Here is a 26,593-nt window from a genome sequence, read left to right on the forward strand (position 1 = left end):
GCGGCCGCGGGCTCCCTCGCGGGCTCCTCGCGGCCTATCGGCCGCTCGGAGGCACGCCACCGACTCTATATTTATAAATAGCCGTCGCCGCCACATTCGGCCGTTTAAATACACGTCGCCGACGGCGGTCTGCGATCCTCACTTCCGCAATCGATCAAGACGGAGGTCTGGTCAGCAGTATGTTCAGCCTGATCTAGGTGAGAATAACCATTCTATAATGCCCTCATCACAACCGCTGTCGGTCGTCTTCTGTTCTCACCGTCCGACGATTCCGTCGCTCTCGGGTCGGCGTCGATAAAAAAATCCGCGTCGCGGCGTCGCGTCCCGGCTCAGAACACGCCGGGGAACAGCACGTAGCTGAACAGCACGCACAGCACGCCGACGCCCGTCGCGTAGTACAGAAGCGGGATCATGTTCAGTCGCATCACCCGGCCCTCCTGTCCGAGGAGACCGACCGTCGCCAGCGCGGCGACGAGGTTGTGAATCGCGACCAGGTTCCCGATGGCACCGCCGACGGCCTGCGCGCCGACGACGATCGTCCGCGGGAGCCCGAGCTGCGTCGCCGCCTCGAACTGGAACGCGCCGAAGGTGATGTTCGAGACGGTGTTCGATCCGGCCATCGCCGCGCCGAGCGCGCCGATCAGCGACGCGACGGCGGGGTAGGCCACGCCGAGCGTGTCGGCGGTCGTCTGCGCGAGCAGGACGATCATGCTCCCGGCTTCCGGCGCGCCCGGATGAGCGCCGGACTGGAGCATCACCTGCACCATCGCGATGACGAAGATGAGCGCGATGAACGGCGAGACGATCTTTCGGGCGGCCTCTTTCCACGCTTCACCAACTTCCTCGCCTGACATGCCGAAGATCGGAATCGCGAGCACGGCGCTCACGAGCAGCCAGAACCCCGGCACGTTCATCCACGCGACGGCTCCGCTGAGGCTGGTCCCGAGAATCTCGTTCCAGCTGAGGATGAAGATGTCGCGGTTGATGAAATTAGAGACCGGTGCGACCGCACGCGTCACGACCAGCAGGAGCACGAGCAGGACGTACGGCGACCACGCCCTCATGAGGGTCATGTCCTCGCCGCCGCTGAGGTCGGCGGCCTCGGCCTCCATCGAGGTGTCTTTGCCGTTCGATCCGTTCGACTGTCCCGGCTCGATCGTTCCGACCCAATGATCCTCCCACTTCTCGCGCTCGGGGAACTCCCACTCGTCGTCAGGCAGGAGGTACCCCGCGCGGAGGATGCTCAGGATGATCGCGCCGCCGACCATCGATCCGATGAGCGACGGGAACTCGGCCGTGAGGAACCACGCCGAGAGCCAGTACGGGACCGCGAAGGCGATCCCGGAGAGCAAACACAGCGGTGCGACCTCCCAGGCCGGCGCGAGCGAGCGGTCGTCCGGATCGCCGAAGAAGTAGACGACCATCCCGACCGCGAAAAGCGGCATCACGAACCCGACCAGGGCATGGTACGTCGCCGCCCACGCTGCCACCTCGAAGGAGAATTCCTGAACGGTCATCCCACCTCCCTCGATCGCTTGGCGGGTGAATTCGACGCTCTCCAGCGGGTCCTGGATACCGACGACGATCGGCGTTCCGACCGCGCCGTACGTGACGGCGATGATGTGGCCGATGATCCCGGCGACCACGGCGGCGAGTGCCGGGAAGCCGAGTCCGAGGAGGAGCGGCGCAACGACTGCGGCGGGCGTTCCGAACCCGGCCGCTCCCTCGATGAAGGTCGCCATGAAGAAGGCGATCAACACGATCTGTACGCGCCTGTCGTCGCTGACCGTTGCGAATCCGCGGTTAATCCGATCGAACGCACCAGCCTCCATCAGCGTGTACAGGAGGACGAGCGCGCCGAAGACGATCCAGAGGATCTCGAAGGCGGTCATCACCCCGACCGCTGACGCCGCGGCCAGCCAGTTCACCGGCATGCTCCACGCGGTGTACCCGACCACGAGCGCGGCGACCCACGCCAGCGGCATCGCGCGGGTCGCCGGCCAGAGGAATCCGATAAGTAGGACGCCAGCGAGCAGAAGCGGGAGCGCCGCCACCACGATGTCGACTCCGGTCGTCATACGTCTCCCCCACGTTCGTTCTCGTTCGTTCGATACCGTCGACGGCTCGTGTCACCTGTTGACATCCACATGCAACGCGACGTGCATCACAGTCATTAATTATAAATCCTCGACTTCCCGCAGGAACTATCGGGCGAAATGAAGGGAATTTCGGCGGGCGTCCGCTCAACGTCGGTCCGCACCAACCGTGACTGTGGGCCAATTCGTCGCCGTCGCCGCTATCTCTCCTCGTCGGGCTCGGCCGCGAGCGCGGTGTCGCGGAGCCGTCGGCACCGGGCCCCGGCGGTCTCCAAGTCCGGGACCGGCGTCGGTGAACCGTCCTCGTCGACGGCGACGAACACGAAGTACGACTCCGTCGTCACTTCACGCTCACCGGTGCGCGGGGACTCCCGGAACGCGCGCAGACGGACGCGGACGCTCGTTCGCCCGGCCGCGTACGCGTACGACTCGATGACGCACGTGTCGCCCTGCGGAATGGGGCGCTTGAAATCGAGCTCGTTGATCTTGGCGGTGACGCAGGTCTCGCCGGCGTGGCGCATCGCGGACAGCGCGCCCACCTCGTCCATCCACTTGACGACGTTGCCCCCGTGTGCCGACTCGTAGTTGTTCGTGTGGGTGGGCTGAACTCGCTGGCGGTTCTCGATGTACGTGTCGCTGACGGTCGGCATACGTTCTGGAGCACCGGACGCCGGAAAGACCCGTCGGCGAGCGCGGGAATTCGCGGGCGCGCTCGTACTACAATTTTCGAGCGCGCCCGGATCTACAGCGAGCGGTGCTCTCGTCGGATCCCGCCGCTCAGTCGTCAGCGAGCGACGCGACGTCGAGTTCGACGGCGTCCTCCCGTCGAACCGTCGACCGGTTCGAGCGCGGTTCCTTCTCTACCGTCACCAGTTCGTCGGCCGCGCCGACCAGCTCGTCGTCGTGGCTGACGATGAGGATCTGTTTCACGCCGAAGCCGCGCATCTCCTCCACGAGCCGGACGAGCCGGGAGACGTGCCCCGAGTCGAGGAAGACGGTCGGCTCGTCGAGGATGAGCGGCGGGGTCGGCGCTGCCCCCTCGATACCCTCCGAGAGCAGCCGGTAAATCGCACAGCGCAGCGAGAGATTGAACAGGGCGCGCTCGCCGCCCGAGAGCTGTTCAGGGTCGAGCGGCTCGCCGTCCTTCTGGTAGACGGTGAGGACGTACTCGCCGTCGAGCTCGATGTGCGAGTAGGCGTCGTTGCCGTACACCAGTTCGAACGTCTCGTTGAGGGTTCGCTCCAGCTCGGCGACGTTGCGCTGGCGTAGCTCCGCGCGGAGGTCGCCGTACATCGACTCCAGCTCGCTCGTTTCCTCGTGAAGCGATTCGAGCGCCTCGACGGTTTCGGCCAGCTCGTCTCGCTCCTCACGCAGCGCCTCGAGCCGTTTCAGATCGCCGGTGACCTCGCCGATGGCGTTATCGAGCTCGGTTCGTCGCTCCGCGAGCCGATCGAGTTCCGCCTCGACGCGTTCGAGGTACGCCTCGGCTTCTTCCTTCCTCGTTTCGGCCTCGCCGACCGCGTCCTCGTCGAACGCCGCCGTCAGCTCGTCGCGCCGTTCACGCTTGTCGGCGAGTCGGCCGCGCCGCTCGTCGTTCACCTCGTCGAGGTTCTCGCGCCGCTCGCGGCGTCGTTCGATTCGATCTTCCGCCTCCTCGACCGCCTCCAACCGCTCTTCGACCGCATCGACGGCTTCTCTCGCGTCCGTGACCGCATCGAGCGCGTCCTCCAGTTCGGCGATCCGTTCGGCGGTCTCGACGGCGTCTTCGCGTTTCGACTCGGCGACCTCTCTCGTCTCATCGGCCTGCTCTCGGAGGTCCGCGGCGTGCTCGCGCCTCTCAGCGGCGGCGTCCAGCTTCGTCTCTGCCTCCTCGCGTTTCTCCTCGATCCGCTCGTTCAACATCGAGATCGTCTCGTCGATCTCGCCGAGCCGCTCCGCCGCGTCGACGAGCGCGTCGATGGCCTCGATCCGGGCGTCGAGATCGCTCGTCCACTCGCGGGTCTCCTCCAGTGCCGTCTCCAGCTCCGCGACCCGCTCGCGATCCTCTTCGATCCCCGTGGCGTGCGGAGATTCGTCGACGGGCTGACCGCACTCGGGACACTTGCCCGCCGCGAGCAGCTCCTCCGCCTCCGCGACGCGCTCGCGGGCGTTCTTCAGCTCCGCGGAGAGCTCCGCGCTCCGCTCGCGCGATTCGCCCCGCTTCTCGCGAAGCCTCTCGCGTCTCTCCGTGACCTCGTCGCGGTCGATATCGGTCTCGGCGTCGGCGAATCGGTTGCGAAGGGACGCTCCCTCTTCGCGGAGCTCCTCGAGGGCCGACTCGCGCTCGTCGGCCTCCGTCCCGGCTGCGTCGGCTTCGTCCGCGAGGTCGACGGCCTCGCTTTCGGCCTGCTCGGCGCGGTCGGCGAGGTCGTCCGCCTTTTCCGCGAGGTTCGTCGCCTGATTGCGATATGCCTCGGCGCTCACCCGGCGGTCGTCGAGCTCCTCGCGGATCCCGGTCTCGCGGTCGTCGAGCGCCGCGCGGCGCTCCGCGATCGCCTCGGGCTTCGCTGCGTCGAGATCGGCCGCATCTAGCCGGTCGTCGATCTCGGCCTCGAGCCCATCGATCCGTTCTCGCGCCTCGCGGATCGCCTCTCGGTGCTCGTCGCGCTCGCGCTCCGTCTCGCGGACGGCCGCCTCGATCTCGTCGATCTTGTCGGTGACCGCCTCCAGATCCGCCCGCTTCTCCTCGTAGGTCGACAACGTCTCGGCCGCCTCGTCGCGGGTCTCTTTTGCCTGCTCTCGCTGGGCCTCGTAGCGGTCTATCTCCCCGGTCACCTCCGAGAGTTCGCTTTCGAGGCCGTTGAGCCGCTCGTGGAGGTTCTGGTCCTCTTTCTGCTCGATCTGTGTCTCCTTGTCCTCCAGTACCGCGCGCTTGGCGTTTCGAACGTCTTCGACGCCGAGTCGCGCGTCGCCGGCGCGCTCGCGGTACTCCTCCAGCGTTCCGAGCTGGAGCAGGTCGTCGATCGTGTCCTGTCGCTCGCGCGGAGAGGCGTTTATCAGCTTGTTCACCTCACCCTGCCGGACGTACGCGCAGTTGACGAACGCCTCGGCGTCCATCCGGAGCAGACCGGAGACGAACTCGCGAACCGCACGTGCACCGTCGCGGGTGACGTCGCCTCCGTCAATCGCTTCGAGCGTGCACTGGTGGTCGATGCGGTCGCCGTAATCCCGGAGGCGACGCTCGACGCGGTACGAGGTTCCGTCGTGGGTGAACCACAGCTCTACCTCCGTCTCCTCCTCGCCGTTCGTGATCACGTCGTCGAGGGTGCCGTCGAGTGCCTTCGATCCGTATAGCGCGAAAAAGCACGCCTCTAGAAGGGAGGACTTTCCGCTTCCGTTGAGCCCGTGGATGACCGTGACGCCCTCTCTCAGTCGGAGGTCGGCGTCGCCGTACGGCTTGAAGTTCGAGAGCCGAATGCGGTCGAAGTTCACAGATAGTCCTCCATGGAGACCTGTCCGTCGCCGTCGCGCGCCCCCGAATTCGTTTCCTCGCCGTCCTTCCCTATCTCGTCGGTGACGCCGCCGTCGGCATCGTTGCCGTCAGCGTTGTCGTCGTCGGCATCGCTTTCGTCGGTGTCCCCCTCGTCGCCATCAGCATCGTTTTCGTCGGCGTCCCCCTCGGAGTCATCCGGTTCCACTCGTTCGAATGCGGCGACATCGTCGATCCGCTCCTCTACCCGGTCCTTGACCGTTTCCCTGACGTTGGCGTCCGGGATGGAATCGGTGCGTACCGCCCCCTCGACGTCGCGAGCGGCCTGCGAGAGATCCATTCCGTCGAGACGCTCGCGGACAGCGTCCTCGGGGTCGGCGAAGCTCACCTCGATCTCGGCGTCCGTCTCCACCTCGCGACGGTCGTTCACGCGAGCGATGAGCGCGCCTTCGTCGGTCGCGAAGGTCTCGATCGCGGCGGGCGTGACGGGGTCGCCGCCGCCCGTCACGTCGACGAGGACGACCGCGTCCGCGAGGTCGTGCTCGCGGATCCGATCGCGGACTCGCGACTCTCCCTCGCCCTCGTGAAGTTCCACCTCCACGAAGGCGAACGGGCGCGTGTCGAGCGCTCTGCGGCGGATATCGACGCAATCGTCGCCTCCGGCAGCATCGGGGCCGAAGGTGACGAGGTTGTATCCGCGCCCCTCGCGCTCGCTCGCGCTCGCGCGTTCCGTGGACCCCGGGTACGTAACCCACGTGTCGTCGACCTCGGCGACGTCCGGCTTGTGATTGTCGCCGAGGAGCATCGCGTCGAAGTCGATGTCGCTCTCGGCGAGCACTTCCGCCGTGTCCCAGTCAGCGTACCCGAACGGCTCGAAGAGGCCGTGGGCGACGAGCGCGGCGTGATCGACGCCGTGGCCCGCGAACGCGTAGTCGAGATCGTCGCGACGAGAGACTGGGACGTGATCGAGCCCGTAGAAGGCCGTGTCACCGACGACGGTCGGTTCGTCGCCGAGGCGGGTCGCGAGCCCCAGCCGCTCGAAGAGGTCGAGCCATTGGCCGCCCCGCGTCGACTCGTGGTTCCCGACGACGGCGAGGAACGGGATGTCGGCGTCGTCGAGCCGGCGGAGGACCGAGATCGTCCCCATCAGGTCGGGGAGTTCCGGTCGGCGGTCGTGAAAGAGATCGCCGGCGTGGACCACCGCGTCGACGTCGCCGTCGATCGAGTCGTCGATCACGGCACCGAAGGCGTCGAGGAAGTCCTGGCGTCGGACCTGTGAGTGGTACTGCGCGTACCCCACGTGGGTGTCGCCGGTGTGGATCACCCGTGTCATCTGTCCGGGTCTTGGCCGGTATCGGGTTTAGGGATTCCGGGGGCGGAGCGAAAGTGGTCGCGTCCGTGCGATCACCTCTCACTCGTCGTCCGCGGCGGCCGCTTCGCGGAACCGATGGTACGCGTCGAGGACCGCCCGGCCGCGCTCGGCCGCGGGCACGTCGCCGTCGCGCTCGGCTGCCGCGATCGCATCCGACAGTCGGTCGAGCCCGCCGGCGTCGACGAACGCCGCCGCTCGTCGGAGATCGGTTCGCGCGGCATCGGCCTCGTCGATAACGGCGGCCGATGGCTTGGTCGCGGTGTCGGTGCGAGCTGCCAGCGCGGAGAGCGCCCGTTTGACCGCGGTAGTCGAGACCACGTGCTTCCTGCGTCGCTATCGGCTATAAGTCTCGGGCGACGGGGGACAGTCGCCCGCGACTCACGCCGAGAGCGCGTCCACTCATGCCGAGAGAGCGTCCACTCACGCCAGGGGAGCGCCCACTCACACCGAGAGCGTGTACAGCCGCTTGCGCGCGTCGGTGAAGGAGAACCGCGAGTCGACGACGCCCTCCTCTTCCAGCCGCGAGAGCGCGTACCTAACGGTTCGAGGCGGGAGCAGGGTCTCCTCGGCGAGCTCGCTCTGGGTGAGCGTGTCGTTGTAGTCGAGGACCTTCGCGACGAGCTTCGCACTCGGTGGTAGGTCTCGAACGGCACTCCAGCGATCCGCGACGTTTTCCTCGGCTGCGACGGCGTCGGTGGTGCTCATGCGTGGTCCCCACTATCTCATGCTGGAAGATAATATTTACTATCCAGTTTAATTACCACGGAGCATCTTTTATACCGACCGACCTTTCAGATCGTCTTTTATCGGTACCCGAGCGTTTCTACCCGAAACCTCTTACGCGCGAGACGCCTTATTATGCACAATGACAGACACCGTCGACGACGTCGACATGCCCTATGATGGGTCGGCGTCGAGACAGGAACAGATCGAGTCGCTCCAGGAGGAGCTCGACGTGCTCGAGTCACAGAACGAGGAGATGCGGGACAAGCTTCTCGACGCGAACGCCGAGAACAACAAGTACCAGCAGAAGCTCGAACGGCTTACCCACGAGAACAAGAAGCTGAAACAGTCCCCGCTGTTCGTCGCGACGGTCCAGGAGATTACGCCCGACGGTGCCGTCATCAAACAGCACGGGAACAATCAGGAGGCGCTCACCGAGGTTACGGACGAGATGCGCGAGAAGCTCGATCCCGACGACCGGGTCGCGGTCAACAACTCCCTGTCGGTCGTGAAGAAACTGGAGAAGGAGACCGACGTTCGCGCCCGCGTCATGCAGGTCGAACACTCACCGGACGTCACCTACGCCGATATCGGCGGACTCGAAGACCAGATGCAGGAGGTCCGCGAGACCGTCGAAATGCCGCTTGAGCACCCCGACATGTTCGAGGACGTCGGCATCACCCCGCCGAGCGGCGTCCTGCTGTACGGCCCGCCGGGGACAGGGAAGACGATGCTCGCGAAGGCCGTCGCCAACGAGACGGACGCGACCTTCATCAAGATGGCCGGCTCGGAGCTCGTTCACAAGTTCATCGGTGAGGGAGCGAAGCTGGTCCGCGATCTGTTCGAAGTCGCCCGGGAGAACCAGCCCGCCGTCCTGTTCATCGACGAGATCGACGCTATCGCCTCGAAGCGGACGGACTCGAAGACCTCCGGCGACGCCGAGGTTCAGCGGACGATGATGCAGTTGCTCTCGGAGATGGACGGCTTCGACGAGCGGGGCGAGGTCCGGATCATCGCCGCGACCAACCGCTTCGACATGCTCGATCCGGCCATCCTCCGCCCGGGACGCTTCGACCGGCTCATCGAGGTTCCCAAGCCGAACACCGCCGGGCGCGAGATCATCTTCCAAATCCACACCCGGAAGATGAACCTCGCCAGCGACATCGACTTCGACGAGCTCGCCGCGATGACGCCCGAGGCGTCCGGTGCCGACATCAAGGCGATGTGCACCGAAGCCGGAATGTTCGCCATCCGCGACGACCGCACCGAAGTCACGCTCGACGACTTCCTCGAAGCTCACGAGAAGCTCCAACAGGACGAGGAGACCGGCGCAGACGATTCGCTGGCGTTCGCGTAGGGCCCGCATCTGTCCCGTAAACTCGTCGACTTCGTCCGATCGCGTTCGTCTTCTCTATCCGATAGCTCGCCGCTGTTGTAGCCCCATTCTTCAGAGATATTTCGTTCGAAGCAGCTGGACGCTGAAACTGTCCCTTGATTGATTACGAGAGAGGGATCTCAGTGCGTTGGAGTGGACCTTTATAAGTAAACGAGTGGTGTTGCCGTCAGCTGTTTATATATCGTTGCTGGCGCGGTGAATCGTTGTGTCTCTGGCAGTGATTCCTTATAAGGGATCGTTGCTATCGGCGACGCGGTGAACACCTGCAAAGCCCCAGCCGCGACGGCTCGTGCGGTTCGCTGCGGTCCTCAGTCGCTCGCGATACTCTCTCCCTGCGGTCCTTGCGTCACCGTACTTCGCGCCTCGCTGCCGCTCGCTTCGCTCGCGGCGTCCCTCGTGCGGGCAGTTCGCGGCCTAACGGCCGCTCACCGGCGCACAGGGCGAGAGCGAAGCTCTCGCTTGAAGCCGGACGTAGTCCGGCGACGCCACCGCACCGTTCATTTATAAGCAGTTGTCGTTCGTACGCTTGCTCGTTTAAATACCACGTCGATGGCAGCGATTTGCAAAATCCACTCCCGCTATCACTCACTGCTTACCACATTGGCCGTGATCTGAGAACGATGAATCAGTTACCGATGAGTTCACTAGAGCTAATATCTCCGATTTTCAGTACTATAGACCTCGTATCGCTAGATACGGAAGCACGAAAAAGAGGGCAAAGATCAGCGCGGTCGAGATCGCGTATCCGACGCCAACGCCGGCAAGCGCGCGCCAGCCGTCGTCGATCGAGATGTCGAGAGTCATGTGGACGACTTCGGCGCTCGAGAGGTAAAAGTATGTGACCGACCCGGCGTCTTCCCCCGACGCTTTGAACCGTCACACGTCCCCGGCCATCGCTCGGAACAGCGCGTCCGTGAGGCTGTCCCGATCGACGGTGCTCGGCTCCTCGTCGCCGGTCGGATCGACGGTCGGGGTGATCCTCCCGCCGCCCATCCGCGAGTGGCCGCCGCCGTCGCCGTTGTCGATCTCGGAGAGCACTGACTCGATCGCGTTACCCATGTGGACGCGATCGTCGCGCGACCGGCCCGAGAGGTGGACCGTCCCGTCGCGCTCGCCGATGATGACGACGGCGCTGACTCCCTCCAACTGGATCAGCTCGTCGGCGGCCTGCGGGATCGCGTCGACGTTGTTCACGCCGCCGACGTCCGCGACGGCGAACGATCCCTCGATCCGCCGGCCCGCGATGGCCCGCGCCTTCACTTCCAGCACCTCCGCGTCGACCGCCGGATTGGCGATCCGATCGAGTCGATCTTGGTCGACGCCGGGATACAGGTACGCGGCGGCGGCGAAGTCGGGTTCGCTCGCGCCGACCGTGAGGTGTTTGGTATCCGAGAGAATCCCGTACAACAGCCCGGTGGCCGTGTCCGTGGGGAGGGTGAGGTCGCTGTCGGTTTCGCTCGCGTGCTTGTCCGGCGGTACCGGCGTCGCGTCGTTCTCTTGGAAATACTCCGCGACGACGGAGGCGGTCGCGCCGTAGTCAGTTCGCACGTCTGTGAACGCTTCGCCTGCGCCGTCTCCCGGATGATGGTCGACCACCGCCGTCGGGAGCACGCCGTCGGCCCCGGCGAACCCCCGCGCCTCGTTGTGATCGACCAACACCACCGACTCGGCGGCCAGATCGCTCACGTGTTCGATCGGATCCAATTCCAAGTCGAGCACCGTGCGGAACGCGCGATTCTCTTGGTGGCGGATCTGTCCGGGATACTGAACGGTCGCATCGATGCCGACTTGGTCCGCGAGGGACGCGACGCCCAGCGCGGCGGACATCGCGTCCGGATCCGGATTCGGATGCATCACCACCGCGATCTCGTCTTGCTCGGCCAGCAGCCGACGAAATCTGACGCCGGGCGTCCGACGGGCGCGGAACAGGACGTACGCGCCGGCGACCGCGACGAGCGCGAGGACGACGGCCGCGACCGTCAACTCCGGGTTCTCTCGGGCGAGCGCCTCGGCCTGTGAGAGTCCCCCGTCGGCCGCGCTCAGTGACCACATGTGTTTCCGCGACTCGCTCCCGGCACATGAAGGTTCGTCATGGTCCCGACCGGACGGTGCCGACGCGACGCTTCCTGCGCGGCCGGGCCGGACGAGTCGCTCACCCGCGCAGAGTCCGGAACGCCCGCACCGCGTCGCGGTAGCCCTCACGGAAGGTCGGATAGGCTAGTTCGTAGCCGAGCGCGCGGAGTCTGTCGTTCGAGCAGCGCTTGCTCGTCCGGATCCGCCGCTCGGCCGCCGCCGAGAGATCCCCGGCAGCGACCCGTTCGCGTTTCGAGCGCTTCTCGGGTCGCGGAACGCCGCACTCGTCGGCGAGCCAGTCGGCGAACGCGTGCTTGTCGACCGGCTCGTCGTCGACGACGAGGACGGTTTCGCCCCGGGCGTGGTCGACTTCGAGGAGGTATCGCACCGCACCGGCGGCGTCGTCTCGATGGACCATGTTCAGGTATCCGGCCGTGACCGGCCCGTCGATGTAGCGGTCGAGTCGATAGCGGTCCGGACCGTACAGCCCCGCAAAGCGCGCGACGGTGCCGTCGATCCCGGCCCCGGCTGCCGTTTCCAACGCGGTCCGCTCCGCTTCGGCGAGGACGCGCGTCTTCTCGGTCGTCGGATCGATCGGAGTATCCTCGTCGACCCATCCGCCGTCGTGGTCGCCGTACACGCCGGTCGAGGACGTGTAGACGAGCCTGTCTGGTTCGGACGGCCGCTCGCCGTACTCCCCGATCACGTTTCGGAGCCCCTCGACGTACACCTCGCGCGCGGCCGCGGCACCGCGGCCGCCGGAACTGGCCGCGAACACGACCGCATCGGCGTCGGGGAGCGCGGTGAGCGACGACCGCTCGGTCGCGTCCGCGCGGACGGCGTCGACGCCGATCGATTCGATCGCGTCGAGACCGGCGTCGGATCGCCGCACGCCGGTCACGTCGTGATCGCACTCGGCGAGCTGGCGCGCGAGTTCGAGCCCGACGTAGCCGCAGCCGACGACGACGACCCTCATCGCTTGCGGCGTTCGACGACCGCCATGATCTCCGCGAGCTGCCCGAGCGTCATCGCGGCCCGACCCTCCAGCGCCTGCTGGACCTCCTGACCGGTGAGGTCCGCGTCGATCGAGGCGGCGATCGTGTCGACGTCGAGCACCGCCGTCGCCATTCCCATCAACAGGTGATCGCGAAGCTCTGCGACGATTGCGTCGCCGTCGCGGTCGCGAGCGACGGCCACCACGGTCGCACCGTCGGCGACCGCGATATCAGCTACCTCCCCGGCGGCGGCTGCCTCGATAGTCGACTCGTCCAAATCCGTCTCATCGGCGAGCCCTTCGCGTCCGACCTCGGCCGCGGCCTCCGCCACCAGCGTCTCGAACGCCGCGAGCAGCCCCACCGCGGTCACCGCGGCGTCCTCTCCCCCATCGCCGACGCCCCCGACGTCTCCCACCGCTGAGCCGTCGGCGGCATCCGAGACATCTCCCACCGCCAACCCGTCGTCGATGACCTCGTGAAACATGGGTTCCCTCGGTCGTCGCGTCGCAAAACAGCTACGGTCGGGCTACCGACCGATCCGTCCCGGAAACGGCCTCAGAAGCGAAACAGTCGTCGTTCGCTGGCGTCGATTCACCTATCGATCCCGGACACGGCCATCCGCCGGACGTTTCGTCGCGAGTTCCGTCAACATCGCCGACGCCCGGCGGTCCGGCCGGAACGCCGACCACGACGACCGTCTGCGTTTCGAACCGGATCGGCTCCGTCGCACCGAGTCGAACCGGCTCCCCGCCCACGTCAATCGTCACCTCGTTTTCCGTCCTGACGTACTCGAACGGCTCCCCGGGCGTTCCCACGTCGGCGTGCAGCGCGAACCGCGGATATTCCCCGCGGATCTGGACGCGCCAGGCGTTCACCGTCGTCACCCAATACCCGGGAACGGGTGCGACCGGCAGCCCCGCTCCGACGCTGCGGGCCGGCTTCCCCGACCACTTCTCGCCGAACTCCTCGACCGCCGCTTCGCTGGCCTTCTCCGTCGCCCGTCCACCGGCTTCCGCGGCGCTCCCTTCGATGGAGTCCTCCATCCGATCTCTGAGCAGTAGCCGCGCGCCGTTCGTCGGACCGTCGACGAATCGAGTCGGAACGCGGACCGCGTCCCGTCCCGCCGCACTTCGGGTCTCGACCCGCAGCCGCGCGGCGAGCGATTTCTCAGCCGCAGTCGACAGGAATCCCGCGGACGCGGCCTCAGCCGCGACGCGGTCGGGGTACGAGCCGTCCCCGACCGCGATCGCTCGCTCCCCCCTCGATTCGGAGGCCGCAGCGGCATCGTCGAGCGCGTCGCGTCGCTCGCTCTTCGACAGGGACGTGTGGCTCCGAAGCGCGGACGCCAACTCTCGATCGACGGCCCGCAACGACCCGTCGATCTGTCTCGACAGGGCGTCTCTGTCCGCACGCAGATCGGGATCGTCTCCCGTTTCGAGGGCGTCGTTCGCCATCAGGAGCGCCCTCCCGGCCATTTCGAGGCGAACAGTGTCTTCGGTTCCGAGCACCCGATCGACCACGCCGCTCGATACGTCGCTGTACGGGACTGTCACGTAGTTCACGTTCCGGACCGCGAGGGGTCGCGTCGTCGTCCCGTTCAGCCCCTCGACGGTCGCCCCGTCGACGGTCGTTCGAGGGAGGTACCCGGGCGAACCGTTGGGTGCGAACGTTACGGCACCCCCCGGTCCGTCGTCGGCGACGGTGTACGTTCCGGGGTCGCGAGCGGCCTCGCGGCTGGCTATCACGTCGCCGACCGGCGGGCCGTCGAAGGCCCCGTTTACCCGATCGAGGAACGCGTCGGTCGCGGTTTCCTGATCGTCCGCGGCAGCGTCCAACTCGTCGATGACAGCGTCCAGATACGCTTCGCGAGCGGCAGCTCGAGCGCGATCGGCCGCCCCGTCGTACGTCGACGGCGCGTCGACGAGCTCGGTGCGGCGCTCTCGGAGCTCGTTCGCCAGTTTCGCGTACGGTTCGGCGTCGCCGACGGCCGCGTCCTCCATCGACGGTTCGACCTCGATTTCCCGGACATCTGACGCGAGCGTCGCGACGCCCCTCGCGGCCAGATCGCGATCGCCGCTGGTCACGTCGCCGTACACGGTGGTCGACCGGGTGACGTCTCCGTGTCGGACCGCGTCGTTCGCGATGCGATCGACTCCGGCTCGCGTGTCGATGCCGAGGTCGGATCGAGCCGCGGGAGGCGCGTCGCGCAGGTCAGGTCCGTCGGTGGCGCGCCCCGAACCGAAGGTCGCGGTGGGTCGATCCGGCGCGCGGTCCATCGGGGCGTGTTCCCCGGCGACCGCCACGCGAACCCGGTAGCGGTCGGTCGTCTCGTCGCTGGTCGTCGTCCGGTGAACGTCGACGTCGACGATGCTTCCGTTGGGTCCGCGCTCCACGACTTCCCGCCTCCACTCCGCGACCGCGACGCGCTCGACTGACGCATCCCGCGTCGCGGTTCCGAACGTGACCACCTCCCCGGGGCGTACCGTTCCAGACGGCACCGCTTCCGGAACGTCGGTCCCGGAGATCGTCGGCGACCGTTCCGTGCGCGACACGTCGATCCGTTCCCACGCTCCGCCGGGCACGGGAGACGGCCTCGGCGGTGTCGGCCGTCCCCCGTCGGCGATCTGCTCCGTGGACGTTTCGACGTCCGCACGGACTCTGTACGTCCCCTCGACGATATCGTCGAGCCGATCGTGGACTGACGTTTCTCCCACGTCGGCCGCGTGGCCGACACGGACCGACGTTCGCTCGTCCGTTCTATCCGTGCCTTGCGTACCCGGTCCGAACGCGCTGTCCTCGGTCGGTGTGCCGTCAGTTCCGCTGACTTCACCCGCTCGTTCTCCTCCTTCGGTCCCGTCAGCCGGTGTCGTCGTCGGCGAACCGAGAACCGTCTCGGTCCACGAGGTCTCGTGAACGCCGGTCGGCTTCAAGAGATCTGTGATTCCGGTCTCAGCCGTCGCTCGCGCGACTCCACCGCGGGCGTTCGGGTCGCTCGTTCCGAAGACGTCGCGTTGCGTCCTGACGATCCCCGCGTTCGTTGAAAGCTCCACGTGTCGGTTCGCGATGACGTTCTCGACGGGAGCACCCGCGTACTGACCGTACCCGCGGGCCCAGGCCATCGGGTAGAGACTCGCCGTCACTTGACGACCGAGTCCGGGACCCTCGACCGGTCCCCGATCGAGTCGCGTCTCGAACCGATTCATCCGTTGGTGCGCCGCGAGCGTCGGGACGGCCACCACGACCGTCCGGTCTCCGGTCCGATTGGCGACCGTTCGCCCGTTCCGTCTCGCGGTCGTCTCGACGCCCTCGAACGTCACTCGCGTCGCCGTTCCGTTCGCGACCGACTCGATCCGGACGCGATCGCGCGCCGCCGCCAGCTGGTTCGGATCGGCAACCCGCGGCAGCGACGCGTTTGCGTCGACCCCGCCGATATCTGCATCGACCGCCGATAGCGCTTCAGCGCCTGCGATCGCCAGCCGAATCCGGAACGCGTCCTCGAAAGCGGACTTCTCCCGGACTGCCTTCGTTCCGGCTCCGTCGTCGCCCGGAGCGCGGGTCACCGGCTCCGCAGCTGCGTCATGGGCCGCCTCGCGAGCCGCGGCCCTGAGCGCGGCGGTCGAGTCCACGTCGACTCGTTCGACCGCCCGTTCGACGCTACGGTCCTCCGCCACGAGACCCTGATCCGCGATCCCCGCGGCGTACGTCGAACTCGTTACGAGCAGCAGGACGCCGATCAGCGCGAAGGGGATCCGAGCCCGCTCGTCGACGGCGAACGTCCGAGGCCGCCCGTCGGATCTGCTCCCTCCGTTCTTCCCAAACGGTCCCACGTTCACCATTTCCTGACCACGATCCGAACTGACTCGACGTCGTCAATCTCGTTCGATACCGGCTGCGTGACGACTGCCGCTGTGACATCGGCGTTTCGCGGGGGATCGCTACCGACGGCGACCGGTTCGATCGCCTTCTCTCCCTCGCTCCCCGTTTCGTCTTTGTCGTTCGTTCCCGAACCGCTACCGCGAGCCCGATCAAGCCGCCACGGTATCCCCTGATCACTCGGAGATCGAGTCGCGGTCTCGGCACCGTTCGTCGCCCACCGGAAGGCCTCATCCGCCGTCCGATCGGACGACGTTGCGGATTCTTCGTTCGTGGACGTCATCACCGCTTCCGCGTCGATCCGCGTTCTCCTCCCGAGTCCGTTCCCGATTGCCGCTTCCACCGTCGTTCCGAACCGATCGTTCGATTCGGACGCGTTCGTCCCCCCGCCTCGCTCCGATGCGAGGATCGCCAGCATCTCCGCACGCGTCGCGTGGACGGTCCGCGTTCTGTCGGGCGCACCTTCGGATCGGTATGTCACGGTCACCGTCTCCGTCGCGAGTCGGTCAGCGACCTCGGCGGCCGTGGGCTCGGATCCGCCGATGTCGCTTCCGGTCGCGCCGAGCGTGACCGCGCTCGCGGACACGCACAGGAGCAGCACCGTCACGTCGAGCACGGTACTTGTCATCGCCGAACCACCGCCAGGAGCCGTCCGTGAGCGTTCCGACCCGGTCCGGTGCGAACGGTCACCGACCGCTGGGCGACCGCGACGCCGGCCGATTCCCTCGTCCCCTCCGTCCCCGGCGGTTCGGCACCGGAGAGCCGCCACGTCCGACCGCCGGCTTCCAGTTCGACAACCGCATTGGGGTGGATCGGCTCGACATGATCCAGTCGCTCGGGATCGACGATCCCGCCGACGGTCACTTCCGGTTCGATCCGATCGAGCGTCGCCTCGGCGGCCGGTCGTTCCCGTTCCGGACTCGCGTCGTCGAGGGCGACGACGTACAGCCCGAGCGCCGCTCCGACGGCGAGCACCGCGACGAGCGCGGCGAGCGGCTCAACCGCGGCCCGGTCCCCGGCGCGGGTTGCGGTGCAATTCCGAGCGAGGGGGCGCTCATCCGACGAGCGTGACATGGACCCCTCCGTAGTGAACCCGTCTCACGGTGACCCGATTCGGGGCCGGCCGCCACTCGTACTCGGTCGTTCGCGCGCGCTTCGCGGCCGCCGCGAGCGAATCCGGATCGTCGAACGCGGCGGTCGGGGGAACGCCGTCGAGCACCCGTCGGAGCCGGTCGTCGTCCGCAGTCATTCCCACGTCGGTCGAAACGGGCGTGATCCGCGGCGCGCGAAGCGCAGCGGTTGCGGTTCCGCCGTTCCCGCTGAGCGCGATCGAGCGGTTGGTGAGGCGGATCCGGGTCGCCGCGATCCCGTGCTCGGCCGTCGCAGGGTGTTCGCCGTCTGCGACCGAGTCGATCGTGTGCGCGACGCCGTTCGCATCCGGGGGTGGTGAGGCCGGCAGCGCGGCGGCGACGCCGACCGTCGCGACGCTCACCAGCGCAAGGCCGAACCACGCGTACGTGGCGTCGAGGTGAGTCTCGAACATGGGGCGGCTGGCCGCGGCTTGGTATTTAAAGGATCGTCCCGTAGACCACCCACTCGATGCCGGTTCGACGACGGGTCACAGGAGCATCCTCGCTCCGACGAACGCGACGAGGTACGTCGCGGTCGCGGTCGGCAGCGCAATCCCGATCCGATAGGCGACGAGCGTCCGATCGAACCCGCGTTCCAACCCGGTCGCCAGCGCGGTGAGCAGCGTCGCGAGGATCACCACGTACGCGCCGACGATCCGTCCGAGAACCGGTACGGAGAGCGCACCAGGCCGTCCGGATCGCCCCGATTCCCCCGCCGTTTCGCCGGCCGTTCCGACCGCACCGCCGCCGGCATCGACTCCGGCCCCGCCTCCGAGTCCGAGGGCGTCCGCACCGGCCGTCGCTCCGGCACCCATTCCGCCGGCGTCGACCGCATCGATCCCGGTCGCGAGCGCGACCGTCGCTCCGCCGACGAGCGGTGCGAACACCGCCGCGGTGTTCGTCAGTGTCCCCGTCACGGTCGCCAGTTGCCGGCGGGCGTCGCCCTCGAGTTCGCGAAGCGCCTCCAATTGATCCGCGAGCTCGAGCAGAACGTCACCGGCCGGGCGACCTTCTCTCGCGGCGACGGCGAGGAGCGCCACCGTCCCGCGAACGCGCGGCGACGGGATCGGCTCCGCCGGTCCGCCGCGGCCGAGGAACGCCTCTCGGACGCCGACGCGGAGCGCGTTGCTCCGGCGTCCGGCGCGCTCGAACAACTCGCCGGTCGCACCGTCGAGCCGTTCGCCGGCGTTCGCGATCGCCGTCTCGACGGCGACTCCCTCGGCGACGTCGCCGCCGATCACCGTCATCGCGTCCGGAAGGCTCCGCTCGACCGCCCGCACGTCGGACAGAACCGCCCGGCGGCGTCTCACGGCGACGAGCATCGCCACGCCCGACCCGACGCCGAGGCCGGAAACGGGCGCGGCCCATTGCGTGACGAGCCGCGCAGTGACCGCGGCGGCGACAGCGCCGGCTCCGATCCCGACCCCGACGGCGTGGACCCCACGTTTCGGGACGTCCGGATGGTCAGGACCGATCGACGGCGGCGCGAACGCGACCGGCCGTCGGGAGAGCAGCCACCCCGAGGCGACAATCAGGCCGGACGGCAGCACGACGAGGTACAGCACGGCCACGACCCTTGGTCCGATCGGAACGCCGGTCGCCGCGGCGGCGGGCAGCAGGGCGATCAACGCCAGCGGGAGGAGCACCCCGAAGGCGTACAGTGCGGAGACGGGACCGCGGACCGCGCCGACGAAGGCAGCGAGCCGTTCCGTCGTTCCGGCAATCGTCGCGTCGAGCGCGCGATCCAGACACCGCCCTCGCCGCTCCGCCGGCGCTGACGCGGCGGTTCGGACAAGGGCGGCGGCTCGATCTATCGCCGGGAACCACGGCTGCCACTCGCGGGCGAACCTCCGGAGCCCGCTCGTCGGGGAGTCCGCGCTTGCCCGCTCGTGGCGCGCCAGCCCCTCGGCCAGCGGACCGTCGCCGGTCCGAGCGGCGAATCTGACGGCGCGCTCCGTGGATGGATCGAGTCGCATCCGCAACACGAGGCGACCGACGAGGCCGGGCGCGGCCCCGAGCGCCCGGGTCCGCCGAAGCGCGGCGAGCCACACCGGACCGCGGTGAACGAGATGGGCCGAGACGAGTCCGCCGAGGAGCCCGAACAGGATCCCAGTGAGCAGGCCGCCCACAAATGCGGCGACGAGTCCGACGGCGAGTCCGACGGCGATCCCCGTTCTGTACCCGATCTCGATCACGCGATCGGCGGTCCAGTCCCACCCGAGGAACGCGACCGCTCGTCGGAGTTCTGTCGATCCCGTGTCGTCGCTGTCGCTCCCGCGTCGACGAACCGCTTCGGTTTCGGCCGTGGCACCCGGTTCGTTCATCGACCGCGCCCATCGACGTCGTCGGCTCCGCCGTCGACGACTGTGCTCCCGTCGACGTACCGTTCGGGTGCGGTTCTCCCCTCACACACCGCCTTCCGGATCCGATCCGTCCGCCGATCGATCACGCCGCGAACGGCCGCGTAAGTCTCTCCGGTCTCGGCGAGTGCACCGACGAGCCGACTCTCTCCGCGGTCGATCCGTCCAGTTGCCCGCAATCCTGCTCCGGTTCGCTCGTACAGCGGTTCGAACGTGACCTCCTCGCCGCGTCCGACGATCTCGGCGATCGCGGTGATCTCGTGATCGTCGAGGAGCACTATCAGGTCGGTCGCGGCGAACGACGAGGCGGAGACGCCGAGGTCGGTGATCACCCGCTCACGGACCGCCGCCGGGTCCTCACCGTGGATGGTTCCGAGCACCGTCTCGCCGGTGGCTCCGACCCGCATCGCCTCGTACAGGGCCCGCGCCTCCTCGCCGCGAACCTCGCCGACGACGATCGCGCCGCCACCCAATCGAAGCGCGGTTCGGACCGCCTCGCTCGGCGACGGCTCCGCGCCGTCTCCCACCCGGAGACGCTGCGTGTCACGTCCTGTCGCGGTCAAGGCGTCCGCCGGAAGCTCCGGCGTGTCTTCGATCAGTATCGACCGTGTCTCCGCGGGGAGCTCCCAGAGGAGCGACCCGAGTGCCGTCGTCTTCCCGGCACCGCGGCCGCCCGCGACGAGTCCAGCCACGCCGCGCTCGACGGCGACCGAGAGGAGCCCCGCTGCTGCCGGTGTGGCCGTTCCGACGTCCACCAGCCGGGCGAGCGTCCACGCGTCCGGATCCCCGCGACGGAAGGCGAACGACAGGCCGTCGCTGGCGGGGTCGGTGGTCGCGGCGACCCGAACGCGCCCCGACTCCGTCTTCAGCGTCGCGTCGAGGGTCGGACTCGCGCGTGAGAAACCGCGCCCGCTCGTCCGCCGCAGCCTGGACGCCAGCGTGGCGGCTCCCTCCGGCGGGAGTCGGACGTTCGTCCGGCAGCGCTCTCCGTTGACGACGACCCGAAGGGGATTCTCTGTGACGGGTGCGGACAGCGACGCGTCGCTCACACGATCGTCCGCGAACACGTGCTCGAACGCGCCGTATCCTCGGGTGTGCCGGCGGAGCACGTCGACGAGCGTGGCGATCGGATCACCGGCCTCAGCGACCTCGCGTACCGCCCGTCCGGGTGCCCTGTCGCCGCCGGCCGGGTCGTCGAGGAGCCGATCCTTGGCGGCGGCGAGCCGCTCGATCGCTCCGTCGTCGAGATCGGTCGAGGGGGGTGTGAGGTGGTACGTGCGAAGCGTCTCGCTCCCCTCGTACAGCCGTACGGTCGCACCGGTGTCGAGCTCCCACCGATCGGCGAGCGCGGCCCGTGGCGGAGGCGCTGTCGCAACTCGCGTGGCCGCGATCCGCGGTCCGGCGTGCGCGCGCAACACGTCGCCGCTCCCGTCCGCGCCCGAGACGATTTCGGTCAATCCGGTCTCCGCGGCGATCCGGCTCGGCGGTCCCGCGCGTCCGCCGGCCTCGCGAGCCGCCTCGACGGGCTCTCTCGCCACCCGTTCCGCGAGCCGCGTCTCGTGGAACTCCACCTGCTCGCGGAACCGGCCCGCGGCGATCAGACACGCCGCGGCCCGCCCGGCGTACGTCCGCTCCCGTCCGCGATGTCGCGTCCGGATCACGTCGGCGTCGCGCTCGCTCACCGCCTCGACGACCGTCGCCAGGCAATTCGGACTCGTGGCGAGGTCGCCGCGTCCCGGACAGCTTTCGGCGTCGACCGCGAGCACGACGCGGTCGTCGACGCCGGTTCCGACCGGCTCTCTGAACGACGGCGTACACCGACAGTCACCTCGTTCGTCGCCGATCCACGGCAGCGACCGAAGTGGCGTATCGCCGCCTCCGAGGAGCGTCAGGGAGGAGATATCGAAGCTCACGCCGGCCGTGGCCGCGGTATCATTTATAAACTGTCACCCGAGGCGCGCGATCCGGATCGTCGGCTCACCGTCGTTAACGAACAGGAACTCGATCCGACTGTCGCCGCGCGTTCGGAGTTCGATCGGTCCGCTTTCGATCTCGACGTTTGCGGGTACCGTCTCGGGCACGACCGGGACGGTTCGCTCGGGTCCGCCGTCGATCCGGTATCGGAGTGCCACGGTCGCCGTGGGTTCTCCTCGGTCGCTCTCGACGAGCGCGAGCCGATCGACGGGAGCCGCGGTGATCCCGCTCGGGCTTCGAACGGTTGCCGTCGTCCGCGCGGCGAGCGACGGGTCCGAAACGGCGGCCGATCCGGCGACGACGCCGGCGGCGGCCCGCTCGATCCGCTCGGCTTGGGTATCGAGCCGCTGGACCGTCGTATCGGTTCGTGCGGCCTCCAGTACCGGCATCGAAGCGGCGAGGAGCGCGACGGCGACCGCGACCGTGAGGACGACGCGAATCACCGTCCCGACTCCGCTTCCCGCGCGCGGTTACAGGGACTCACGGAGGCGGGCGAGCGTCTCGGTTCGCCACGACCGGTCGTCGGTCGCGCGGTCGGTTCCGTGGGTCTCGTCGCGTTCGACGTCTTCGATTTTCCCCGCCGTTCCCCGCGAGCGATCGGACGGAACCGCGGCGTCGAGCGCGGACTCGCTGGGTACTTCGTCGACAGGGTCCGGGGTTGATTCGGCTGTGAGATCCGATCCTTGCAGGCCTCTCTCTTCCAGACGTTCATCTCTCATCTCCCCGTCTTTCGAGTCCAGATCTTCCGCAGTCAGGCCTCCCGAGCCTGCGTCTCTCGCGTTCACGTCCTCCGGATCCACAGTTCGTGTTCCGCCGCTACCGGCTCTGGCGAGCGCGAGGTCCGCACGGCGCTCGACCTCGCGGTTGACCGCTCGGATCGATCCCGCGTACCCGCGGAGTGCCTGCGTCGCCGCCTCCAGCTCCTCGACGCGCGCTTCGAGATCGCCGAGACGGGATTCGATCTCCCGTCTCTCGGCGGTCGCCGCCGCTGAATCCTCGATATCGGCGACGGTGGAGTCGGATCCCGTGAGCGCCCGCTCGACCGCACGAAGACGTTCGTCGATCCGGTCGCCGCCGTCGTTGCGACCGCCACGGTCGTTTCGAGCGTCATCTCGACCGCCGGGGCCGTGCTCGTCGCCGACCGAAATCGCCGTCTGATCGGTCGGCGTCGCGGAACGCTCCGTCGAACCCTCGATCCTCGTTTTCGTCTCACGGTCGGCGAACGCGCGGTCGGATTCGCGAATATCGCTTGGCATGCGGGGGGTTGCCGCGGTCCGGTACTTAACGTGACGGGGGAAACGTATTAGGACCGCCTCGGAGAGTGTACGTACATGAAGGCGGTCCTCCTCGGTGTCGGCCAGGCGGGCGGGAAGCTCACGACCGCGCTCGCCGAATTCGACGCCGACGCCGGGTACGGTGCAGTGCTCGACGCCCTCGCGGTGAACACCGCCTCGACGGACCTGGACCCGCTCCCTCTGGATACCGTCCTCGTCGGTCAATCGCGCGTGAACGCTCACGGCGTCGGCGGCGACAATGAACTCGGTGCCGAGGTGATGGACGAGGACGCGATAGAGGTACTGGACGCGCTCGATCCGAAGGTGACCGCCGACGTCGAGGCGGTGTTCGTGGTCGCCGGGCTCGGTGGCGGAACCGGCTCCGGCGGCGCGCCGGTACTCGTTCGCGAGCTGCGTCGGGTGTACGACGTGCCGATATACGCCCTCGGAATCCTGCCCGGCCGCGACGAGGGCGCGATGTATCAGGTGAACGCCGGACGGTCGCTGAAGACGTTGGTGCGCGAGGCGGACGCGACGATACTACTCGACAACGACGCGTGGCGCGCGTCGGGCGAGTCGGTCGAAGGGGGATACGCCGCGATCAACGACTCGATGGCCAAGCGCGTCGGTCTCCTCTTGGCCGCCGGCGAGTCGGTCGAGGGCGTCGCCGAGTCGGTCGTCGACACGAGCGAGGTGATCAACACGCTCCGCTCCGGCGGGATGGCGGCGATCGGATTCGCATCCGCACCGGCCGCCGAGGACCCCGAAGAGAACGTCACGACGGTGATGAGCACAACTCGGAGCGCGGTGATGACCGGACTGTCCCTGCCGAACGCGACGGACGCCGACGCCGCGCTGATCGCCGTCGCCGGCGATCCCGACCGGATATCCAGAAAGGGCGCAGAGAAGGGGCGAAAGTGGCTTCAGGAGGAGACTGGATCGATGCAGGTCCGCGGCGGCGACTTCCCGCTCGACTCGGAGCGGATCGCGTCGCTCGTTCTCCTCGCGGGCGTCGGGCGCTCGCGCCGCGTGGAGGAGTTTCTCGAACGGGCCAGACAGGCGGTCCGCGACGAACCGGAGGTTGCGCTCGATCCCGCGGAGGCGTTCCGAAACGACGAGCTCGACGACCTGCTCTGACGCCCTGATCGGACGGCCGGAATTGGGCGGTCGAACGGTGATCTTCCGACATTGCGCGGTGATCTTCCGACATGGGACGGCGATCTTCCGACATGGGACGGCGATCTTCCGGCGTGGAGCGGCGATCCGCCGCCGAGGCAGGTTCCGCACCTTTTTGGTCCCGCCCGGTGGACTCGTTCCCGATGAGCAATCCGTGGGACGATTGGGACCACGTGCTGAAGGTCGATCCCGACAAAGCGCTGCGGGAGGGGGAGACCTTCGAGGACGTGTGCCGGACCGGGACCGACGCGATCGAGATCGGCGGGACCCTCGATATCACCGCGGAGAAGATGACTCGAGTCGTCGACGCCGCCGCCGAGTACGACGTGCCGCTCTACCAGGAGCCGTCGAACCCGGGCGTCGTCATCGACTCGCCGGCGCTCGACGGGTACCTGATCCCGACCGTGTTCAACGCCGGCGGTCCGTTCTGGATCACCGGCGCGCACAAGGAGTGGGTTCGCATCGACGACCTCGACTGGAGTCGGACCCACACCGAGGCGTACATCGTGTTGAACCCGGAGGCCTCCGTCGCGCAGCTGACCGAGGCCAACTGCGACCTCGACGCGGACGACGTCGCCGCCTACGCGAAGGTCGCAGAGCGCATGTTCGGTCAGGAGATCGTCTACGTCGAGTACTCCGGCACGTTCGGGGACGCGGAGAAGGTCGCGGCCGCCCACGACGCTCTCGCCGACGCCACGCTGTTTTACGGCGGGGGGATTCGCGACTACGAGTCGGCGAACGAGATGGCCGCCCACAGCGACGTGATCGTCGTCGGCGACCTGCTCCACGACGAGGGCGTCGACGCCGTCCGCGAGACCGTAAAAGGCGCGAAAGACGCCTGACCCTCCACCTTTTTCTCGTCGGGTTCGCTTCGCGAACCGCTTCTCGAAAAACCTGGAGGGAAAAAGCCGCCGGCTCGGCGTTCGCCTCGCCGGCGGTGAACCGCTCGCTTCGCTCGCGGATGCTCAAGATAGAAGGGGTGCTGATCGATTGCGGGAGTAGGTATGTCAATTCGGAGGAGTGGTCGTTTATCAGTGAGACAGTGATGTCGCTGGCGGTTGTTTATATATCGTTGCTGGCGCGGTGAATCGGTGTGTTTCTGGCGTTGAGTGTTTATAAGTGATTGACGGTGCGGTGAACACTCACAAAGCCCCAGCCGCGAGGCGCGGAGCGCCTCTGGCAGCCGGCGGCAGAGCCGCCGGCGACTGCCCCTTTGAGCCCCACCCCGCACAGCACTGCACCTCACACCTCCCCAACCTCGCCGCGGCCGCTTATAAGCGGCCGCGGGCTCCCTCGCGGGCTCTCGCCGGCGGCTTCGCCGCCGGCTGTCAGAGGGACCTTCGGTCCCTCCCTACTCGCGCCCTGCCGGGCGCTCAGAGGCGCGCCGACAGCCTCGTTCATTTATAAGTAGCCGTCGCTGTCGCGCTCGTCCGTTTAAATATCACGTCGCCGGCGGCGGTCTGCGATCCCCACTCCCGGGATCGGTCAATTCGAACGCTCTATCTGCTAGCTGTTTCACCGGTAATTCTGGTGGGATCAACGCGATCGAGAACCAACCCGATGCCGTCCTCTCCTCTCAAACGAAAACCCTAGACGTACCCGTCCATCATGTTCTCGACGTACTTCGCGATCACGTCCACCTCCAGGTGAACCGGATCGCCGGCGGACTTCTCGGAGAGCGTGGTCAGGTCGCGGGTGGTCGGGATGATCGCGACGTCGAACTCGTCCGCCCGCTTCTCGGCGATCGTCAACGAGATCCCGTCGAGCGTCACCGATCCCTTGTCGACGAGGTAGTCGGCGTGACCCTCGGGGATGACGAACGTGAACCGCCAGTCCTCCCCGATCCGCTCGATCGCCGCCACCTCCGTGACGGTGTCGACGTGACCCTGCACGACGTGGCCGTCGAACCGCCCGTCTGCGGGCATCGCACGCTCGACGTTGACCGCGTCGCCCTCGCGGAGGTCGCCGAGGTACGTCTTGGCGACGGTCTCGCTCGCGAGAAACACCTCGAACCAGACGCCCTCCGAGCTGTCGGTCGCTTTCTGGTCGTCGGTCGCTTCCGTATCATCGATCGGCCCGTACTCCTCGACGGTCAGACAGACGCCGCTGACGCTTATCGACTGACCGTGGTGGAGGTCGTCGAACCCGTCGACGCCGATCTGCAGGCGAAGCCCGTCCTCGGTTTCGGTCCGAGAACGGACTTCGCCGATCTCCTCGACGATGCCGGTGAACATATCCGAACTGGGTGCGCGCGACACATATCGGTTCGGTGTTCGTCCGTCGGCGAAGCCCACCGGCGCGGCGGTCGCCGTCGCGCTCCTTTTGCCCTTCGGGGGCCAACGCTCGCCCAATGAGACTCGGGCTGCTGGATATGATCGGACTGGCGGCGACGCTCGTCTTCGCGTTACCGCTCGCGAACTACGCCGTGATCCGAGTGGCCGCCGGTGAAATCGCTCTCGGTGCCGCGCTGCTCGTCGTCGCCGCCGCGATGGTCGTGCTCCCGCAGTACTTCCTCGATCCCGGACGGATCCTCCGCGGACTCGTCTCGGGGCTGCTTCCGCGGCAGCTCCGCGGCGGGAGTGCGGCCGATCGAGAGTCGGCCGACTCGACGTCGGGCGATGCTCCTGAGGAATGACTGCGGACGATGCCCCCGAAAAGTGCTCGTGAGCGACGCGTCGGGGG

The 26,593-nt window shown here is 67.7% G+C and carries 22 protein-coding genes and 1 pseudogene; 4 read left to right on the forward strand and 19 right to left on the reverse strand.

Annotated elements, in window-relative coordinates; translation table 11 throughout:
• Positions 1-329: 329 nt before the first annotated feature.
• From ACFQEY_RS00005 to ACFQEY_RS00030, 6 genes and pseudogenes are all read right to left on the reverse strand, one after another.
• On the reverse strand, positions 330-2,078 hold the full coding sequence (locus ACFQEY_RS00005) for an L-lactate permease (RefSeq protein ID WP_379763498.1): 1,749 nt from the start codon (positions 2,076-2,078) through the stop codon (positions 330-332).
• Positions 2,079-2,296: 218 nt separating this feature from the next.
• Positions 2,297-2,746: an acyl-CoA thioesterase gene (locus ACFQEY_RS00010; RefSeq protein ID WP_379763500.1), complete on the reverse strand. Its 450-nt coding sequence runs from the start codon at positions 2,744-2,746 to the stop codon at positions 2,297-2,299.
• A 127-nt stretch (positions 2,747-2,873) separates the two neighbouring features.
• Positions 2,874-5,567, reverse strand: a complete 2,694-nt coding sequence (gene rad50, locus ACFQEY_RS00015) for a DNA double-strand break repair ATPase Rad50 (RefSeq protein WP_379763502.1) — start codon at positions 5,565-5,567, stop codon at positions 2,874-2,876.
• Positions 5,564-6,898, reverse strand: a complete 1,335-nt coding sequence (gene mre11, locus ACFQEY_RS00020) for a DNA double-strand break repair protein Mre11 (RefSeq protein WP_379763504.1) — start codon at positions 6,896-6,898, stop codon at positions 5,564-5,566. The genes rad50 and mre11 overlap by 4 nt, the downstream gene beginning before the upstream one ends.
• Positions 6,895-7,255, reverse strand: a pseudogene (locus ACFQEY_RS00025) (DUF7966 family protein). Before ACFQEY_RS00025 ends, mre11 begins: the two are co-directional and overlap by 4 nt.
• Positions 7,256-7,378: 123 nt before the next feature.
• Positions 7,379-7,642: a MarR family transcriptional regulator gene (locus tag ACFQEY_RS00030; RefSeq protein WP_379763506.1), complete on the reverse strand. Its 264-nt coding sequence runs from the start codon at positions 7,640-7,642 to the stop codon at positions 7,379-7,381.
• A gap of 160 nt (positions 7,643-7,802) precedes the next feature.
• Between ACFQEY_RS00030 and pan1 the strand changes: the two genes are divergently transcribed.
• Positions 7,803-9,017, forward strand: coding sequence for a proteasome-activating nucleotidase Pan1 (pan1, locus tag ACFQEY_RS00035; RefSeq protein ID WP_379763508.1), 1,215 nt, complete (start codon positions 7,803-7,805; stop codon positions 9,015-9,017).
• 711 nt (positions 9,018-9,728) lie between these two features.
• Here the strand turns inward: pan1 and ACFQEY_RS00040 are convergent.
• The 12 genes from ACFQEY_RS00040 to ACFQEY_RS00095 all read right to left on the reverse strand — a co-directional run bounded on the left by ACFQEY_RS00040 (position 9,729) and on the right by ACFQEY_RS00095 (position 22,717).
• Positions 9,729-9,860, reverse strand: coding sequence for a hypothetical protein (locus ACFQEY_RS00040; protein WP_379763510.1), 132 nt, complete (start codon positions 9,858-9,860; stop codon positions 9,729-9,731).
• A 72-nt stretch (positions 9,861-9,932) separates the two neighbouring features.
• Entirely contained in the window at positions 9,933-11,108 is a 1,176-nt protein-coding gene (locus tag ACFQEY_RS00045) for a DHH family phosphoesterase (RefSeq protein WP_379763512.1), read from the reverse strand.
• 100 nt (positions 11,109-11,208) lie between these two features.
• Positions 11,209-12,105: an NAD-dependent epimerase/dehydratase family protein gene (locus tag ACFQEY_RS00050; protein ID WP_379763514.1), complete on the reverse strand. Its 897-nt coding sequence runs from the start codon at positions 12,103-12,105 to the stop codon at positions 11,209-11,211.
• Positions 12,102-12,608, reverse strand: a complete 507-nt coding sequence (locus tag ACFQEY_RS00055; RefSeq protein WP_379763516.1) for a DUF5791 family protein — start codon at positions 12,606-12,608, stop codon at positions 12,102-12,104. Before ACFQEY_RS00055 ends, ACFQEY_RS00050 begins: the two co-directional genes overlap by 4 nt.
• Positions 12,609-12,639: 31 nt before the next feature.
• A complete protein-coding gene (locus ACFQEY_RS00060) occupies positions 12,640-15,960 on the reverse strand; it encodes a DUF7286 family protein (RefSeq protein WP_379763518.1) in 3,321 nt (1,106 codons plus the stop codon).
• Positions 15,954-16,625 (reverse strand): DUF7284 family protein, encoded by a 672-nt coding sequence (locus ACFQEY_RS00065; RefSeq protein ID WP_379763520.1) that lies wholly within the window; start codon positions 16,623-16,625, stop codon positions 15,954-15,956. The genes ACFQEY_RS00060 and ACFQEY_RS00065 overlap by 7 nt, the downstream gene beginning before the upstream one ends.
• Positions 16,622-17,071 carry a DUF7285 family protein gene (locus tag ACFQEY_RS00070; protein ID WP_379763522.1) on the reverse strand — a complete coding sequence of 150 codons (450 nt, stop codon included), beginning with the start codon at positions 17,069-17,071 and terminating at the stop codon, positions 16,622-16,624. The genes ACFQEY_RS00065 and ACFQEY_RS00070 overlap by 4 nt, the downstream gene beginning before the upstream one ends.
• Positions 17,052-17,540: a DUF7283 family protein gene (locus ACFQEY_RS00075; RefSeq protein WP_379763524.1), complete on the reverse strand. Its 489-nt coding sequence runs from the start codon at positions 17,538-17,540 to the stop codon at positions 17,052-17,054. Before ACFQEY_RS00075 ends, ACFQEY_RS00070 begins: the two co-directional genes overlap by 20 nt.
• 75 nt (positions 17,541-17,615) lie before the next feature.
• Positions 17,616-19,451 (reverse strand): type II secretion system F family protein, encoded by a 1,836-nt coding sequence (locus ACFQEY_RS00080; protein WP_379763526.1) that lies wholly within the window; start codon positions 19,449-19,451, stop codon positions 17,616-17,618.
• Positions 19,448-21,400 (reverse strand): ATPase, T2SS/T4P/T4SS family, encoded by a 1,953-nt coding sequence (locus ACFQEY_RS00085; RefSeq protein ID WP_379763528.1) that lies wholly within the window; start codon positions 21,398-21,400, stop codon positions 19,448-19,450. The genes ACFQEY_RS00080 and ACFQEY_RS00085 overlap by 4 nt, the downstream gene beginning before the upstream one ends.
• A gap of 33 nt (positions 21,401-21,433) precedes the next feature.
• Entirely contained in the window at positions 21,434-21,904 is a 471-nt protein-coding gene (locus tag ACFQEY_RS00090) for a DUF7311 family protein (RefSeq protein ID WP_379763530.1), read from the reverse strand.
• Positions 21,905-21,931: 27 nt separating this feature from the next.
• Positions 21,932-22,717 (reverse strand): DUF7310 family coiled-coil domain-containing protein, encoded by a 786-nt coding sequence (locus ACFQEY_RS00095; protein WP_379763532.1) that lies wholly within the window; start codon positions 22,715-22,717, stop codon positions 21,932-21,934.
• Between the two features lie 75 nt (positions 22,718-22,792).
• Here ACFQEY_RS00095 and ACFQEY_RS00100 point away from each other — a divergent pair, with 75 nt between their 5' ends.
• The gene (locus ACFQEY_RS00100; protein ID WP_379763535.1) at positions 22,793-23,872 is read left to right on the forward strand and encodes a tubulin/FtsZ family protein; all 1,080 of its coding nucleotides are present in this window, start codon (positions 22,793-22,795) and stop codon (positions 23,870-23,872) included.
• A gap of 182 nt (positions 23,873-24,054) precedes the next feature.
• Positions 24,055-24,753, forward strand: coding sequence for a phosphoglycerol geranylgeranyltransferase (locus ACFQEY_RS00105; RefSeq protein ID WP_379763537.1), 699 nt, complete (start codon positions 24,055-24,057; stop codon positions 24,751-24,753).
• Positions 24,754-25,500: 747 nt separating this feature from the next.
• Here the strand turns inward: ACFQEY_RS00105 and ACFQEY_RS00110 are convergent.
• On the reverse strand, positions 25,501-26,145 hold the full coding sequence (locus tag ACFQEY_RS00110) for a riboflavin synthase (protein WP_379763539.1): 645 nt from the start codon (positions 26,143-26,145) through the stop codon (positions 25,501-25,503).
• Between the two features lie 116 nt (positions 26,146-26,261).
• Between ACFQEY_RS00110 and ACFQEY_RS00115 the strand changes: the two genes are divergently transcribed.
• A complete protein-coding gene (locus ACFQEY_RS00115) occupies positions 26,262-26,546 on the forward strand; it encodes a DUF7533 family protein (protein WP_379763541.1) in 285 nt (94 codons plus the stop codon).
• The last annotated feature ends 47 nt before the right edge of the window (positions 26,547-26,593 follow it).

It is taken from the genome of Halorubrum trueperi (assembly GCF_042662525.1).
Lineage (GTDB): Archaea > Halobacteriota > Halobacteria > Halobacteriales > Haloferacaceae > Halorubrum > Halorubrum trueperi.

Excerpts from the sequence above, each read along its gene's own strand:
- ACFQEY_RS00005 (WP_379763498.1), bottom strand. The coding sequence starts at position 2,078 with ATGACGACCGGAGTCGACATCGTGGTGGCGGCGCTCCCGCTTCTGCTC.
- ACFQEY_RS00010 (WP_379763500.1), bottom strand. The coding sequence starts at position 2,746 with ATGCCGACCGTCAGCGACACGTACATCGAGAACCGCCAGCGAGTTCAG.
- mre11 (WP_379763504.1), bottom strand. The coding sequence starts at position 6,898 with ATGACACGGGTGATCCACACCGGCGACACCCACGTGGGGTACGCGCAG.
- ACFQEY_RS00030 (WP_379763506.1), bottom strand. The coding sequence starts at position 7,642 with ATGAGCACCACCGACGCCGTCGCAGCCGAGGAAAACGTCGCGGATCGC.
- pan1 (WP_379763508.1), top strand. The coding sequence starts at position 7,803 with ATGACAGACACCGTCGACGACGTCGACATGCCCTATGATGGGTCGGCG.
- ACFQEY_RS00040 (WP_379763510.1), bottom strand. The coding sequence starts at position 9,860 with ATGACTCTCGACATCTCGATCGACGACGGCTGGCGCGCGCTTGCCGGC.
- ACFQEY_RS00045 (WP_379763512.1), bottom strand. The coding sequence starts at position 11,108 with ATGTGGTCACTGAGCGCGGCCGACGGGGGACTCTCACAGGCCGAGGCG.
- ACFQEY_RS00050 (WP_379763514.1), bottom strand. The coding sequence starts at position 12,105 with ATGAGGGTCGTCGTCGTCGGCTGCGGCTACGTCGGGCTCGAACTCGCG.
- ACFQEY_RS00055 (WP_379763516.1), bottom strand. The coding sequence starts at position 12,608 with ATGTTTCACGAGGTCATCGACGACGGGTTGGCGGTGGGAGATGTCTCG.
- ACFQEY_RS00060 (WP_379763518.1), bottom strand. The coding sequence starts at position 15,960 with ATGGTGAACGTGGGACCGTTTGGGAAGAACGGAGGGAGCAGATCCGAC.
- ACFQEY_RS00065 (WP_379763520.1), bottom strand. The coding sequence starts at position 16,625 with ATGACAAGTACCGTGCTCGACGTGACGGTGCTGCTCCTGTGCGTGTCC.
- ACFQEY_RS00070 (WP_379763522.1), bottom strand. The coding sequence starts at position 17,071 with ATGTCACGCTCGTCGGATGAGCGCCCCCTCGCTCGGAATTGCACCGCA.
- ACFQEY_RS00075 (WP_379763524.1), bottom strand. The coding sequence starts at position 17,540 with ATGTTCGAGACTCACCTCGACGCCACGTACGCGTGGTTCGGCCTTGCG.
- ACFQEY_RS00080 (WP_379763526.1), bottom strand. The coding sequence starts at position 19,451 with ATGAACGAACCGGGTGCCACGGCCGAAACCGAAGCGGTTCGTCGACGC.
- ACFQEY_RS00095 (WP_379763532.1), bottom strand. The coding sequence starts at position 22,717 with ATGCCAAGCGATATTCGCGAATCCGACCGCGCGTTCGCCGACCGTGAG.
- ACFQEY_RS00100 (WP_379763535.1), top strand. The coding sequence starts at position 22,793 with ATGAAGGCGGTCCTCCTCGGTGTCGGCCAGGCGGGCGGGAAGCTCACG.
- ACFQEY_RS00105 (WP_379763537.1), top strand. The coding sequence starts at position 24,055 with ATGAGCAATCCGTGGGACGATTGGGACCACGTGCTGAAGGTCGATCCC.
- ACFQEY_RS00110 (WP_379763539.1), bottom strand. The coding sequence starts at position 26,145 with ATGTTCACCGGCATCGTCGAGGAGATCGGCGAAGTCCGTTCTCGGACC.
- ACFQEY_RS00115 (WP_379763541.1), top strand. The coding sequence starts at position 26,262 with ATGAGACTCGGGCTGCTGGATATGATCGGACTGGCGGCGACGCTCGTC.